General features: G+C 64.1%; 12 protein-coding genes. 7 read left to right on the top strand and 5 right to left on the bottom strand.

The genetic code is table 11. The annotated features are described in order from the left end of the window. Positions 1-12 precede the first annotated feature (12 nt). Entirely contained in the window at positions 13-477 is a 465-nt protein-coding gene (gene trmL, locus BLS08_RS19330; RefSeq protein ID WP_059392386.1) for a tRNA (uridine(34)/cytosine(34)/5-carboxymethylaminomethyluridine(34)-2'-O)-methyltransferase TrmL, read from the bottom strand. On the opposite strand from trmL, the gene BLS08_RS19335 reads away from it, so the two are divergent. After that, on the top strand, positions 476-919 hold the full coding sequence (locus BLS08_RS19335) for a hypothetical protein (RefSeq protein WP_084341604.1): 444 nt from the start codon (positions 476-478) through the stop codon (positions 917-919). The two genes, trmL and BLS08_RS19335, sit on opposite strands and share 2 nt — an antisense overlap. Positions 920-1,255: 336 nt before the next feature. Here the strand turns inward: BLS08_RS19335 and BLS08_RS19340 are convergent, their stop codons facing one another. After that, a complete protein-coding gene (locus BLS08_RS19340; RefSeq protein WP_167375887.1) occupies positions 1,256-3,634 on the bottom strand; it encodes a penicillin acylase family protein in 2,379 nt (792 codons plus the stop codon). A gap of 120 nt (positions 3,635-3,754) precedes the next feature. Here BLS08_RS19340 and BLS08_RS19345 point away from each other — a divergent pair, with 120 nt between their 5' ends. Further along, on the top strand, positions 3,755-4,798 hold the full coding sequence (locus BLS08_RS19345; protein ID WP_090337323.1) for an AraC family transcriptional regulator: 1,044 nt from the start codon (positions 3,755-3,757) through the stop codon (positions 4,796-4,798). 163 nt (positions 4,799-4,961) lie between these two features. Here BLS08_RS19345 and BLS08_RS19350 read toward each other — a convergent pair whose 3' ends face one another. Further along, positions 4,962-5,543, bottom strand: coding sequence for a DUF6436 domain-containing protein (locus tag BLS08_RS19350; protein ID WP_026088477.1), 582 nt, complete (start codon positions 5,541-5,543; stop codon positions 4,962-4,964). 124 nt (positions 5,544-5,667) lie between these two features. Between BLS08_RS19350 and BLS08_RS19355 the strand changes: the two genes are divergently transcribed. Then, a complete protein-coding gene (locus tag BLS08_RS19355) occupies positions 5,668-6,609 on the top strand; it encodes a phospholipase BipL (RefSeq protein ID WP_090337237.1) in 942 nt (313 codons plus the stop codon). Between the two features lie 255 nt (positions 6,610-6,864). Here the strand turns inward: BLS08_RS19355 and BLS08_RS19360 are convergent, their stop codons facing one another. Beyond that, positions 6,865-7,632 carry a hypothetical protein gene (locus BLS08_RS19360; protein WP_090337239.1) on the bottom strand — a complete coding sequence of 256 codons (768 nt, stop codon included), beginning with the start codon at positions 7,630-7,632 and terminating at the stop codon, positions 6,865-6,867. Positions 7,633-7,744: 112 nt separating this feature from the next. On the opposite strand from BLS08_RS19360, the gene BLS08_RS19365 reads away from it, so the two are divergent. Together BLS08_RS19365 and BLS08_RS19370 are read left to right on the top strand one after the other, a co-directional pair. Then, positions 7,745-8,368, top strand: a complete 624-nt coding sequence (locus BLS08_RS19365) for a 2OG-Fe(II) oxygenase (protein WP_090337241.1) — start codon at positions 7,745-7,747, stop codon at positions 8,366-8,368. A 38-nt stretch (positions 8,369-8,406) separates the two neighbouring features. Beyond that, positions 8,407-8,913: a 2-thiouracil desulfurase family protein gene (locus BLS08_RS19370; RefSeq protein WP_090337243.1), complete on the top strand. Its 507-nt coding sequence runs from the start codon at positions 8,407-8,409 to the stop codon at positions 8,911-8,913. 242 nt (positions 8,914-9,155) lie between these two features. Here the strand turns inward: BLS08_RS19370 and serA are convergent, their stop codons facing one another. Next, the gene (gene serA, locus BLS08_RS19375; RefSeq protein ID WP_017675927.1) at positions 9,156-10,385 is read right to left on the bottom strand and encodes a phosphoglycerate dehydrogenase; all 1,230 of its coding nucleotides are present in this window, start codon (positions 10,383-10,385) and stop codon (positions 9,156-9,158) included. 181 nt (positions 10,386-10,566) lie between these two features. On the opposite strand from serA, the gene BLS08_RS19380 reads away from it, so the two are divergent. Together BLS08_RS19380 and BLS08_RS19385 are read left to right on the top strand one after the other, a co-directional pair. Further along, positions 10,567-11,958, top strand: coding sequence for an FAD-binding oxidoreductase (locus tag BLS08_RS19380; protein ID WP_003464118.1), 1,392 nt, complete (start codon positions 10,567-10,569; stop codon positions 11,956-11,958). A 113-nt stretch (positions 11,959-12,071) separates the two neighbouring features. Then, positions 12,072-12,737 carry a fumarylacetoacetate hydrolase family protein gene (locus BLS08_RS19385; RefSeq protein WP_090337245.1) on the top strand — a complete coding sequence of 222 codons (666 nt, stop codon included), beginning with the start codon at positions 12,072-12,074 and terminating at the stop codon, positions 12,735-12,737. Positions 12,738-12,818 lie beyond the last annotated feature (81 nt).

Consider the following 12,818-nt stretch of genomic DNA (forward strand, 5'->3'; position numbering starts at 1 on the left):
CCGCTCGCGGCCTTAGTCGGCGCCAGCGAAGCCGTTCTGCCGCCAGGCCTCGTAAACGGTGACGGCCACGGTATTGGACAGGTTCAGGCTGCGGCAACCGGCGCGCATCGGCAGGCGTACGCGCTGCTCCGGCGGCAGCGCGTTACGTACGTCCTCGGGCAGGCCACGGCTTTCCGGGCCGAACAGAAACGCGTCGCCGGGCTGGTAGGCGATCTCGTGGAACGGCTGCGAGCCCTTGGTGGTGAAGGCGAACAGGCGCGGCTGGCCAAGGCTGTCGAGGCAGCTCTGCAGGTCCGGGTGGCGCTTGAGGGTGGCGTATTCGTGATAATCCAGGCCGGCGCGGCGCAGGCGCTTGTCGTCCAGTTCGAAGCCCAGCGGCTCGATCAGGTGCAGCTGGCAGCCGCTGTTGGCGCACAGCCTGATAATGTTGCCGGTATTAGGCGGAATTTCCGGTTGAAAGAGGATGACGTGGAACATGCAACACTCCGAGCGCTGGGACGAGCGCCATTCTACGCCGCCAGAAGATCCACGGCCGCGTTTGCGCTGGCGTTTCGTGGCATCGGTGATGCTGATCGCCTTTCTCGTCGGCTTGATGATCGGCCGTGTGTTCGATCCACCACGTCTGCGTATCGAGGATGCCGAGGCCTGGGAGCAGGGACTACAGCTCTGGTTCAATCGTGAGCCACAGGCGCAGGCCGAACATGTCGACGGCGCCCTGGTGTATCGCTACGCGGATGCCTACGGGCGTGTGCGTGAGGGGCAATTGAAACTGCCGCTGGGCCTGGTGAACTGGCGCGTGGAGCGCGACGGAAGGGATCTGCTGCTGGTGCTGGTGTCACCCCGCCCGCTGGACGGGGAGTGGCGCGGTGCGCAAGAGGATGGACGTTGGCGGGCGCGCCTGACGCTGCGTCCCAAATAAAGAAGGGGATTCCCCGGCCTGCCTGTACCAAGGTCCCCGAAACGGGTGGCGCCGTGCTCATTGGCAGAGCAGCGGCGCGTTACACATGACGCGCGGTGGCGTCGAATAAAGAAGGGGATTCCCCGGCCTGCCTGTACCAAGGTCCCCGAAACTGGGATTGCCTTAGCATATGCAGGGCGTGTGCCAATTTTATTACCGCAACGGAAAGGCGCTATTTCGCTGGGTTTGAGGCCCTCTGGCGAGGGCTGCGGCGCCAGTTGCGACGCCACGGTGCACCAGCGTGCAGCGTGATGCACCGCTGGCGCACCACGCTGTTCTGGGGCGCTGGATGGTTGCTCAGCGTGGTAGCAGTTTCAGCGTGCCCTGGCTGTTGGCTTTGACGTCTGCCTCGCTCAGGTGCTGTGGCTGATACTTGACGGCCACATGGGGCGCCGCCTGATCGCCGTAATGCGCGTCGAACGGCACACCGCTCTGGCCGACGGGAATGCCGCCCAGCGCCTTGTCGGCATCGGCCAGGTCGACCAGCCGTCGGGTGGAAGGACCATAGACCACGGGCCAGGGCGCCGGGCCAACCTTGTGCGAGAAGTTGTTCGGCGTTTCATGGCCGCCTGGTGCGGCGAATGGGCCGACGTTCAGCAGCCAGGCCAGCGGCTGCTGCTGACCAAGTGCGTGCTGATGGGTGAGGGTATGACCGCGGCCCCAGTTCCAGGCCTCGACATCATTGCCGAGCACGCTGCGTAGATGCGTCAGGCTGGCGCGCCAGGCGTCGGCGACGATCTGCGCGCGGCTTTCGCGCTGTTCGCTGCCCTGGCGATTCCACCAGGGCGAGTCGGCATTGGCGGTCAGGCGCGGCAGGGCAGTGTCGAGCACGCGGGTTTGCAGCAGGCTGTCGAAGAACATCTCGCCCAGCTCGTCGGCCATGGCTTCGCGGGCAAGCTGATAGGTCAGCTGGTTGAACAGGGTAGTGGCCACGGAATCGAGTGCATGGTCGCCATTCCACTCGGCCAGTTGCTCCGCCAGTGCGCGCTCCTCATCGGTCGCCGCTGCAGCGCGCAGCTCGTCGAGGATCGGCGCCAGCAGGCGCGGGCCGTAGCCGGTACCGGGGTCGAGCTGCAGCGCCTGGCTGTTCTGCGTATCCCATTTCACCGAGGCGTCGCTCAGGCGCTGGTTCAGGCGCTGGCCACGATCGGGCAGGTTGTAGTAACCGGGAATCTCGATGCCGCTGGCCGGTACGGGCTGGTAGTTGGCTGAGAGAATGTAGCCGCGCTCCGGGTTCTCTTCCTGCGGGTTGGCGCTGAAGGGGTGGTAGCCGAGCTTGTCCGCTTCACCGCTGGCGCCATCGAGAATGAAGGTCGGGTTGACCCCGGCCGGGCGCAGGGGCAGCTTGGCGGCGGCCCACCAGCCAATATCGCCGCTGGCACTGGCCCAGAGCACATTGAGGCCGGGCGCTTCGATCTTCTCGACGGCGGCGCGGGCCTTGTCCAGGCTGTCGGCGCGGCCTAGTTGGTAGAAGGCGTCGAGCATCGGGTTGTCGGTTTCGAGGAAGGCCCACCACATGGCGATCGGCGTGCTGCCGCTGGTCTGGCCCAGGGCATCGTTGATGATCGGCCCGTGCGGCGAGCGGCGCAGGGTGATCTGCACCGGCTCGACACCTTTGACCCGGATGGTTTCGGTGCGCTGTTCGAGGTCGACCCAGTTGCCCTGGTACCAGACCTGGTTGGCGTTATCCGGATTGACGCGCTCGGCGATCAGGTCGAGGTCGTCGTTCTGGAACATGGTCAGGCTCCAGGCGAAGTCGCGATTGTGGCCGAGCATGGCGCTGGGAATCAGCGCGTGGTGGTAGCCATACAGCTCGTAGCCGGGTGCCTGCAGGTGCGCCTCGTACCAGACCGCCGGCAGCGAGAAGCGAATATGCGGGTCGCCCGCCAGCAGTGGCTTGCCGCTGGCGGTGCGGCTGCCGGAAACAGCCCAGGCGTTGCTGCCCTCGAACTGCGGCAGGCCGGTGCCCTCCAGGGCGCTGTTGCTGAGCTGGGCCAGGGCGGAAAGATCCTGCCAGTCGCCGGCGGCGAGGGATGTGCCGAGCACACCCTGCGGATGCCAGTCGAGATCGAACAGCTCGAGATAATCCGCACCCAGGGCGTCACGGACATGGGTCATCACCGGTTCGGTGCGCAGGGCCGCGGCGAAGCTGTAGGCCATGTAGCCAGCGATGCTGAGCGTATCGGCCATGGTGAAAGGGCGTGGCTCGATGCCCAGCAGGTCGAACTCCAGCGGACGTGGGCGGCTGGCCTGGTATTGGTTGACCCCTTCGAGATAGTGCTGCAGCGCCTGGGTGGACGGACTGTCGGCATCTAGCCTGGCGGCGTAGGCATCGGCGTGGCGGCCTATTTCCAGGGTGCGGAACAGGCGGTCGGTGGGCACCAGCTTTTCGCCGAGCACTTCGGCCAGTTCGCCGCGCGCCAGGCGCCGCAGCAGCTCCATCTGGAACAGGCGATCCTGGGCGTGGACGAAACCCAGGGCGCGGTACATGTCCGCTTCATTCTCGGCGCGAATGTGTGGCACGCCGCGTTCGTCGTAATCGACCGTGACCGGCGCCTGCAGCGCGCCGAGTACCACCTCGCCATCGCGTTGCGGTTGCTTGTCATGCAGGTACCAGGTCAGGCCGCCAGCTGCGGCTGCAATCACCAGCGCAAGGGCGGTCAGGGAACGTTTCATCCAGCGATCCTTATTGTTGTGGGGCAAGCGTGCAGGCATTTTGCTCAGGCGCGTGGGCGGCGGCATTGACCATATGCCTCAATGCTGAAAGTCTATGGTCAATATTTGCCAGAGATCGCCATGGTCGATAACGCCTTCGTCGCCCTTACTCATTCCTCGACCCTGCGTCGGCTGCTCTACGAGGCCCTGGCGGCGCTGGGGCTCGACCCGACCGACACCTACCGTCGTGCCTACGCTGGTGTGGCCCTGGCGGCGCCGTTGCTGGAAGCGCGCGAGGAGCACGACAACGCGCCGCGCTTCTGGCAGGCGCTGGAGGGCATCAGCGGTGACACCGATATCGGCCTGCACCTGGGCGAGGTCATGCAGCCACGGCCGATGGATGTGGTCAGCTATCTGCTGCTGGCGGCTCGGGACCTGCGTCAGGGCTTGCAAGCCTTCGTGCGCTTCCAGCACATCCTCTCCGGCGGTTTTGCCGCGCGACTGCAGGAGCAGGGAGACGAGGCGCACCTGGTGATCGATCTCAACTACCGCGAGGTTGGCTCGCTGCGTCAGCAGATGGAGTGCCTGGCTGTGCTGCTGAGCAAGATGCTGGCGTCGGCCGCTGGCGGCGAGTTGCCGTTGATGGGCGTCGAGTTTCGCCACCGGGCGCCGCGCAAGCTTGCCGAGCATCGCCGTTTGCTGAGTGTCGAACCCCGTTTCTCGCGGCCGCACGACGTGCTGATCCTGCCGCGTGCGCTGCTCTCGCGGCCTTCGCGCAGCGCCAGCCCGCGGCTGTTCGAGGTGCTCAGCGAAGAAGCCGAGAAGCAGTTGGCAGGGTTGGTGGAGAACCAGTTGCTGGCACGGGTGCGCTACTGGCTGGAGGTCAATCTGGGTGGTACGACCTGCAGCCTGGAGGCCTGTGCACTGGCGCTGGGCAGCAATCGCGGTGCCTTGCAGCGTTCGCTGAGCGAGCAGGGCAGCAGTTTTCGCGCACTGCACGATGAGGTGCGGCGCCTGCGCGCGCTGCGCCTGCTGGATCAGGGCCTGGGTGTACGCGAGGTGGCGCGCGCCTGCGGTTTCGCCGAGCTGTCGCCGTTCTACCGCGCCTTTCGTCGCTGGCAGGGCGGGACGCCGCGCGGTCTGGTATCGCGCCACGGATCGACTGGCGGTGAGGCCCTCGCGTAGGGTGGGTTAGCCGCTTGTCGTACTTATCAGTCGATTCGCCATATTAGCTGCGGCGTAACCCTCCGCCGGCGTAAGGCGATCTACCGCCTGGTGGGTTACGCGACGCTCCACCTCCGCGGCGTTCCTCGATTCACCTGAGGCGCCGCTAACCCACCCTACGGGGTCAATCGTTGCCCGGCTTGGCCCATTCACAGAAGCAGCCCACCGCCAGAGTATTGCTGGCATTCACCTTGCGTCCGGCCGCCAGCGCTTCGAGTATGGGCTCGATGAAGCTGTTGCTCGAGTTGCAGGTCAGGCCTTCGCTGTAGGGGCCGAAGTAGGCCAGCTGGCCCTGTTTGTCCCAGATCGCTACGGCAGGGCTGGCTGGCAGGTTGGTGCTGCCGGGCAGCTCATCGATGGGTTGCAGTGCGGCCAGTTCGGCGGGCAGGCGGCCCTGGCTGCCGGGCTTCTGCACGACGTGAAATTGCACGCCTTGTGGCGTGTAGTGTTCGATCAGTTCGGACAGGTGCTGCTGGTTGCCGACATTGCATGGGCAGGTCGGGTCCCAGAAATGCACCAGGCGGATCGCGCCGGGGCCGCTCAGTTCAGTGGGTAGCTGCAGTTCGGCGCCGGAGAACACCGCTGCGCGCTCGTCGAAGGTGCGCAGGTAGCGCGTTTCGAACCAGCGGTAAGCCAGCGCCATACCGGCCAGCCAGGCCAGGGCGAGCAGGGCGATGAGCAGGTTCTTGCGGGACAGGCGGAGCATGGGCGGGCCGGGCGTAAAAAGGGCGTGTAGCTTGCCACGATGCGCCGGGCAGCTGAATATCGCAGCATTCGAGGAGATGTCGTCGGGATCGTCCGCGTGCATCCTGCAACCTATGGAAAGCCCTATGTCAGAGCCGTTTCAGCCCGATCACTTGCGCCCTCTGCTGCGACCCTTGGCCGCAGCGCACCTGGATTTGCCGGCGCTGCAGGCGTATCGCAGCTTCTACGGTTTCGACCTGGCCGCGCGCTTTGCCGGGCTGGACAACCGTCTCGGCAGCTTCAATGCAGCCGGCTACCAGATCGCCGTGCAGCTGTGGGCGCCGGCCGAGCCGCAGGGCACCCTGCTGTTGCTGCACGGCTATTACGACCATATGGGCCTGTACCGACATGTGGTCGACTGGGCGCTGAGTATGAATTTTGCCGTGCTCGCCTGCGACCTGCCGGGACACGGTCTGTCCAGCGGTGCGCGTGCCAGCATCGGTGATTTCGCCGAGTATCAGCAGGTGCTGGCTGGCTTGTTCGAGCAGGCCAGCGAGCTGGGGCTGCCGCAGCCCTGGCATCTCTGTGGGCAGAGCACGGGTGGGGCGATTCTGCTGGATTATCTGCTCGCCGACGGCAAGCGCCCGGAGCTCGGGCAGAGCATTCTCCTGGCACCACTGGTGCGGCCGCGCGCCTGGGCCTGGTCGAAGCTCAGCTATCGGATGCTCAGTCCCTTCGTTCGGGAAATTCCGCGGCGCTTCAGCGAGAACTCCAGCGACGCCACCTTCATCGACTTCGTGCACAACCTCGATCCCCTGCAGCCGCGCAGCTTGCCGACTGCCTGGGTGGGGGCATTGGCCAAGTGGGTGCCGCATGTCGAAGCGGCCGGGCGCAGCACGCACAGCCCGCTGATCATTCAGGGCGAGGCGGACATGACGGTCGACTGGCGCTACAACCTCGAGGTGCTGCAGGACAAGTTCCATCAGCCGCAGATCCTGCGATTGGCAGACGCCCGCCATCACCTGGCGAACGAGAACGAGACGTTGCGTAAGCACTATTTCGACTTTCTGCGCGAGCGATTGGCGTAGGTTCTACCGGCACCAAGGAGCATCGTAGATGGGTAGAGCAACGCGAAACCCATCAGATGGCCCAATACCGATCAGATAAGGTTGCAAAAGCGGCCTTTCGTAGGAGCCCCGCCCCGGGGCGAAGCTTTTCAATTGCGCATCGCCCTGGTTCGCGGCGGGGCGCCGTTCCTACACATTCGCAGCGTCGATGCTTAACTGACTGGCATTAATCAAATGGCCCCGGGTTTCGCTGCGCTCAACCCAGGCTACAGGCTGTTATATGCCCTGCGGCGCCGGCTCCAGCTCGTTGCTGCTCATGCCTACTGCAAGGCCTGCGCGCAGCGCCTGTAGGGCGGCCTGGTAATAGGCTTTGCCCGCCTCCGACTGGGCGAATTCGACGAACTGCTCCAGCTCGGGGTCGCTCAGCTCGCGATAGACGTGCAGCAGGGTGTTGTCGAGATCCTGTTCGATCTGCGTCATCAGGCGCTCACGCTGGCCATTGAGCAGCCCTTGAGCCTGACTGCCGCCGAGCAGGCCGGGAATCATCTGGCTGAGGCTGTCGGCTGCCACGCCGGCCAGCGCCAGGCTGACTTCAGCCCCCGCTTCCTTGGCCGGAATGGCCTGGGCCAGGTGACGAATCAGTAGGCGGCGAGTGGCATCGGCATCGGTGCGTGGCAGGCCATTGGCGTATTTGGCCAATTGGTCGCTACGGGTGGCCAGCGTCTCGGCGGCAACGATCTTGCGGCCCAGCGCGGATTCGAAGAAGGCCAGCGCCGGCTGCGGGTCGGCCAGCTCCATGCGCAGGCTGTGCTGCGCGCGCTGGTCGATGGCGGCAGCAGCGAAGCGGCGATTGCTGTTATCCACCAGCGCCTGAAACACCGCCGGTGGCAGAGTGCTGCGGTAGCGCTGCTGAGCCGCGTCGAGCGCCTGGTTGAAATGTTCGCGCTGTTGCGGCCAGCCGGCGGCCTGATACAGGCGCAGGTGGTCGTCTGCCAGGGCCGGCAAGGTCAGGCCAATCAGCAACAGGGCAAACAGAACGCGCATCGAGAACTCCTTGGCAAACTTTCCTGGTCGGCCGCAGGTGTTGCGGCCGGTTATTTTCGGTGGCTGGTGGAGGCTTGTCGAGTCACGACATGCCACTGATACAATCGCCGCCATGACCGAATCCAGCCTGCACGACCTCTTTTCCGGCCTTATCGACGACCTTGCCAGCCAGGGCTGGTCGCAACGGGCGTTGTTCGCCCCAGAAGTTCTGACCCGCGAACTGGCCGTCGAGTGTCGCACGCGTGCACAGAATGGCGAACTCAATGCCGCCGGCGTTGGGCGCGGGGGCGCGCAGCAGGTGCGGGAAGGGATTCGCGGCGATCGCATCCAATGGCTGGAACCTGGCCAGAGCCAAGCCTGTGACCAGTATCTGCAATTGATGGACGGTTTGCGTCAGGCACTCAATCAGGCGCTCTATCTGGGGCTCGAAGACTACGAATGCCACTTCGCCTGCTACGCACCGGGGGCCTTCTACCAGCGGCATCTCGATCGTTTTCGCGATGACGACCGCCGCACGGTGTCGGCGGTGTTCTATCTGAACGAGGACTGGCAGACCGAGCAGGGCGGGGCGTTGCGCCTGTATCTGGCCGATGGCCGGGAGCATGACGTACTGCCTCAGGCTGGAACACTGGCGCTGTTTCTATCTTCCGAGATGCCTCACGAAGTGCTGCCGGCCACCCGCGAGCGACTGTCATTGACCGGCTGGTTCAGGCGTCGGGGTGGCGCGGTACTCTGAGGCCTGTGGGCTGTCTGGCGACAGTCATGGAGAGGGCGATGCAGAAGATATTGGTCAGCCGCTGCCTGCTCGGGCATCGGGTGCGTTATGACGGTGGTGCTCACGGACCCTTCGATCAGCTGCAGCGGTGGCTGGACGAAGGACGGGTGGTGGCGCTGTGTCCGGAGGTGGCGGGTGGGCTGCCGACGCCACGTCCGCCTGCGGAAATTCGCGATGGACAGGGTGGTGCGGTGTTGGATGGTCGGCTGCCAGTACTGACGATCGAGGGCGAGGATGTCACGGCTGCGTTCGTCGACGGCGCCGAACAGGCGCTGGCGCTGGTGCGCGAGCACGACATCCGCCTGGCACTGCTGAAGGCGCGCAGCCCTTCGTGTGGCAATCTGGAAAACTATGACGGCAGCTTCAGCGGCGTGCGAGTGCCGGGCGAGGGCGTGACCGCTGCCCTGCTGAAACGAGCTGGAGTGAAGGTGTTCAACGAAATGCAGTTGGACGAAGCGGCCGCCGAGTTGGCGCGGTTGGAACAAGGCGGCGCTTTAGAGTCGTAGGAGCGAGCTCTGCTCGCGAAGTGGCCCATGTTCGCGAGCAGAGCTCGCTCCTACAGGTCTGCCCGTCAGATAAAGAAAAGGGAGGCCGAAGCCTCCCTTTGTTCATTTCTGCATACCTCCGGGGCTCGCGAGCTAGAGCGAGACAAGGCGGGAGCGACCGAGGAGAGCGGAGTTTACGTCAGTAAATGAGCATCTCCGAGGTTGTTCCCAACGCCGTATCGCCGACGCGCAGCAGCTCCGGTTTAGAACAGGACGCGGCTGCGAATCGTGCCATTGACGTGCTGCAGCTTCTCCAGCGCCAGGTCGGAGTACTCGGCGTCTACGTCGATCACCACGTAGCCGACCTTGTCGTTGGTCTGCAGGAACTGGCCGGAGATGTTGATGCCGTTGTCGGCGAACACCTTGTTGATTTCGCTCATCACGCCCGGAATGTTCTCGTGGATGTGCAGCAGGCGGTGCTTGCCTGGGTGCGCCGGCAGGGCCACTTCAGGGAAGTTGACCGAGGACACCGAAGTACCGTTGTCGCTGTACTTGACCAGCTTCTCGGCCACTTCCAGGCCGATGTTGGCCTGCGCTTCGGCGGTGGAGCCACCGATGTGCGGGGTCAGGATCACGCGATCCAGGCCGCGCAGCGGGCTTTCGAACTCTTCGTCGTTGGACTTGGGTTCGACCGGGAACACGTCGATGGCCGCGCCAATCAGGTGCTCGTCCTTGATCGCCTGGGCCAGGTGATCCAGCTCGACCACGGTACCGCGCGCGGCGTTGATCAGGATGCCGCCCTTCTTCATGGCGCGGATTTCCTTCTCGCCGATCATCCACTGGGTGGACGGCAGCTCCGGCACGTGCAGGGAGACGATGTCGCACAGGCCCAGCAGCTCGTACAGGTCACCGATCTGCGTGGCGTTGCCCAGTGGCAGCTTGGTCACGGTGTCGTAGAAGAACACCTGCATGCCCAGGGCCTCGGCCAGTACCGAGAGCTGGGTGCCGATGGAGCCGTAGCCGACGATACCCAGCTTCTTGCCGCGGATCTCGAAGGAGTTGGCCGCCGACTTGATCCAGCCGCCACGGTGGCAGGAGGCGTTCTTCTCGGGGATGCCGCGCAGCAGCAGGATGGCCTGGGCCAGCACCAGCTCGGCCACCGAACGGGTGTTGGAGTAGGGCGCGTTGAACACGGCGATACCGCGCTCGCGGGCGGCGTCCAGGTCGACCTGGTTGGTACCGATGCAGAAGCAACCGACGGCGACCAGTTTTTTCGCGCAGTCGAAGACCTCGGCAGTCAGCTGGGTGCGCGAGCGGATGCCGATGAAGTGGGCATCGGCGATCTTTTCTTTCAGCTCTTCGCCTGACAGCGCGCCCTTGAGGTACTCGATGTTGCTGTAACCGGCGGCCTTCAGCGTGTCCACGGCGTTCTGGTGGACGCCTTCGAGAAGAAGGAACTTGATCTTGCTCTTGTCCAGAGAGGTCTTGCTCATCGGAGTACCTGTGTCCCACGGGATGTTGTCAGGGAAGGGCTGAGAAACTCAGCCGGCGCCCGCAGATCGCTGCATGGCTCGATTCACGGGGTGCGTATGCTAGCATGTTCGCCTTTTTCAATGCTCGGTTGCGACCTGAATGGTTCTCAGGGCGACCATGAATCCTTTGAGAGTTCCGTAGATGACCACCCCTGCCCAGATCGAAGAGCTGAAGACCCTGGTTGAACCCGGCAAGGTACTGACCGACGCCGATTCCCTCGAGGCCTATGGCAAGGACTGGACCAAGCATTTCGCCCCGGCGCCCTCTGCAATCGTCTTCCCCAAGACTACCGAGCAGGTGCAGGCCATCGTGCGTTGGGCCAATGCGCACAAGGTCGCCCTGGTGCCGTCCGGTGGCCGAACCGGTTTGTCGGCGGCTGCGGTCGCGGCCAATGGCGAAGTGGTGGTGGCGTTCGACTACATGAACCAGATTCTCTCGTTCAACGAATACGACCGCGCGGCGGTGTGCCAGCCGGGCGTGGTGACCAAGCAGTTGCAGCTGTTCGCCGAAGAGAAAGGCCTGTATTACCCGGTGGATTTCGCCTCCAGCGGCTCCAGCCAGATTGGCGGCAATATCGGCACCAATGCCGGCGGGATCAAGGTGATTCGCTACGGCATGACCCGCAACTGGGTGGCCGGCCTGAAGGTCGTGACCGGCACCGGCGAATTGCTGGAGCTGAACAAGGACCTGATCAAGAACGCCACTGGCTATGACCTGCGTCAGCTGTTCATCGGCGCCGAAGGCACCCTGGGCTTCGTGGTCGAAGCGACCATGCGCCTGGATCGCGCGCCGAAGAACCTCACCGCGATGGTGCTCGGCACCGCTGATTTCGACTCGATCATGCCGGTGCTGCACGCTTTCCAGAGCAAGCTCGACCTGACCGCGTTCGAGTTCTTTTCCGACAAGGCGCTGGCCAAGGTGCTCGGCCGTGGCGACGTCCCCGCACCGTTCGAAAGCGAATGCCCCTTCTATGCGCTGCTGGAATTCGAAGCCAGCACCGAGGAAGTGGCCAACCAGGCGCTGGAAACCTTCGAGCATTGCGTCGAGCAGGGCTGGGTGGTCGATGGCGTGATGAGCCAGAGCGAACAGCAGCTGCAGAACCTGTGGAAGCTGCGCGAATATATCTCCGAAACCATCAGCCACTGGACGCCGTACAAGAACGACATCTCCGTCACGGTCAGCCAGGTGCCGGCCTTCCTCAAGGACATCGATGCCATCGTCGAAGCCAACTACCCGGATTTCGAGGTGGTGTGGTTCGGCCATATCGGTGACGGCAACCTGCATCTGAATATCTTGAAGCCCGATAACCTGTCCAAGGACGAGTTCTTCGCCAAGTGCGCGGTAGTCAACCAGTGGGTGTTCGAGACCGTGCAGAAATACAACGGCTCGATCAGTGCCGAGCATGGCGTGGGCATGACCAAGCGCGACTACCTGCACTACAGCCGTTCGCCAGAAGAAATCGCCTGCATGAAAGCGATCAAGGCGGTGTTCGATCCCAACGGCATCATGAACCCCGGCAAGATCTTTGCCTGATCGCAGACGCCCGCCTGACAGCGGGCGTTTTCGTATCCGGCCATGTGTCGGTTAAGGTACGGCACCGGCCACAAGCCGCGATGCCCACAATACGAACAACACAGGAGTCGGTGATGAGCTATCAGCACCAGTATGTCGACGGTACCACCGTCCACTTCCCGCTCGGCAAGGTCGTCTGCATCGGCCGCAACTACGCCGAGCATGCCGCCGAACTGAACAACCCGGTGCCCACCGAGCCGCTGCTGTTCATCAAACCCGGCTCCTGCGTGGTGCCGCTAGAGGGTGGCTTTGTCATCCCCGAGGATCGCGGCTCGGTGCATTACGAGGCGGAGATCGCCGTGCTGATCGGCAAGCCGCTGTCGAAGAAGCCGGATGCTGAGGAAGTGCGTGACGCCATCAGCGGCTTCGCCCCGGCGCTGGATCTGACCCTGCGCGACGTGCAGGCCAAGCTCAAGGAGAAGGGCTATCCCTGGGAAATCGCCAAGAGCTTCGACGGCGCCTGCGTGCTGGCGCCCTTCGTGCCCGGCGATGCCATCGAGGACCTGGCCGATATCGGCATTCGCCTGGTGATCAACGGTGAAACCCGCCAGGACGGCAACAGCCGCGACATGCTCAATCCCATCGTCAGCATGATCCAGCACATGGCTGGGCACTTCGCCCTGCAGCCGGGTGACGTGATCCTCACCGGCACGCCGGTCGGTGTTGGTGCGCTGAGCAAGGGCGATGAGTTGGTGCTGGAGTTGGTCGGTCACAGTAGTTTCACCAGTACCGTGCTATAAGCTCTGACCGCCGCCTTTTCAGGCGGCGGAACTCCTCCAGACATCGGATGTCGGATCGCCATCAAGCAGCCGAGCCGTCGC

The organism is Ectopseudomonas chengduensis, from assembly GCF_900102635.1.
GTDB lineage: Bacteria > Pseudomonadota > Gammaproteobacteria > Pseudomonadales > Pseudomonadaceae > Aquipseudomonas > Aquipseudomonas chengduensis.

Bases quoted from the DNA above. Each gene is read 5' to 3' on its own strand.
- BLS08_RS19345 (WP_090337323.1), top strand. From the start codon at position 3,755: ATGGTCGATAACGCCTTCGTCGCCCTTACTCATTCCTCGACCCTGCGT.
- BLS08_RS19335 (WP_084341604.1), top strand. From the start codon at position 476: ATGCAACACTCCGAGCGCTGGGACGAGCGCCATTCTACGCCGCCAGAA.
- BLS08_RS19355 (WP_090337237.1), top strand. From the start codon at position 5,668: ATGTCAGAGCCGTTTCAGCCCGATCACTTGCGCCCTCTGCTGCGACCC.
- BLS08_RS19385 (WP_090337245.1), top strand. From the start codon at position 12,072: ATGAGCTATCAGCACCAGTATGTCGACGGTACCACCGTCCACTTCCCG.
- BLS08_RS19370 (WP_090337243.1), top strand. From the start codon at position 8,407: ATGCAGAAGATATTGGTCAGCCGCTGCCTGCTCGGGCATCGGGTGCGT.
- BLS08_RS19340 (WP_167375887.1), bottom strand. From the start codon at position 3,634: ATGAAACGTTCCCTGACCGCCCTTGCGCTGGTGATTGCAGCCGCAGCT.
- trmL (WP_059392386.1), bottom strand. From the start codon at position 477: ATGTTCCACGTCATCCTCTTTCAACCGGAAATTCCGCCTAATACCGGC.
- BLS08_RS19365 (WP_090337241.1), top strand. From the start codon at position 7,745: ATGACCGAATCCAGCCTGCACGACCTCTTTTCCGGCCTTATCGACGAC.
- BLS08_RS19360 (WP_090337239.1), bottom strand. From the start codon at position 7,632: ATGCGCGTTCTGTTTGCCCTGTTGCTGATTGGCCTGACCTTGCCGGCC.
- BLS08_RS19380 (WP_003464118.1), top strand. From the start codon at position 10,567: ATGACCACCCCTGCCCAGATCGAAGAGCTGAAGACCCTGGTTGAACCC.
- BLS08_RS19350 (WP_026088477.1), bottom strand. From the start codon at position 5,543: ATGCTCCGCCTGTCCCGCAAGAACCTGCTCATCGCCCTGCTCGCCCTG.
- serA (WP_017675927.1), bottom strand. From the start codon at position 10,385: ATGAGCAAGACCTCTCTGGACAAGAGCAAGATCAAGTTCCTTCTTCTC.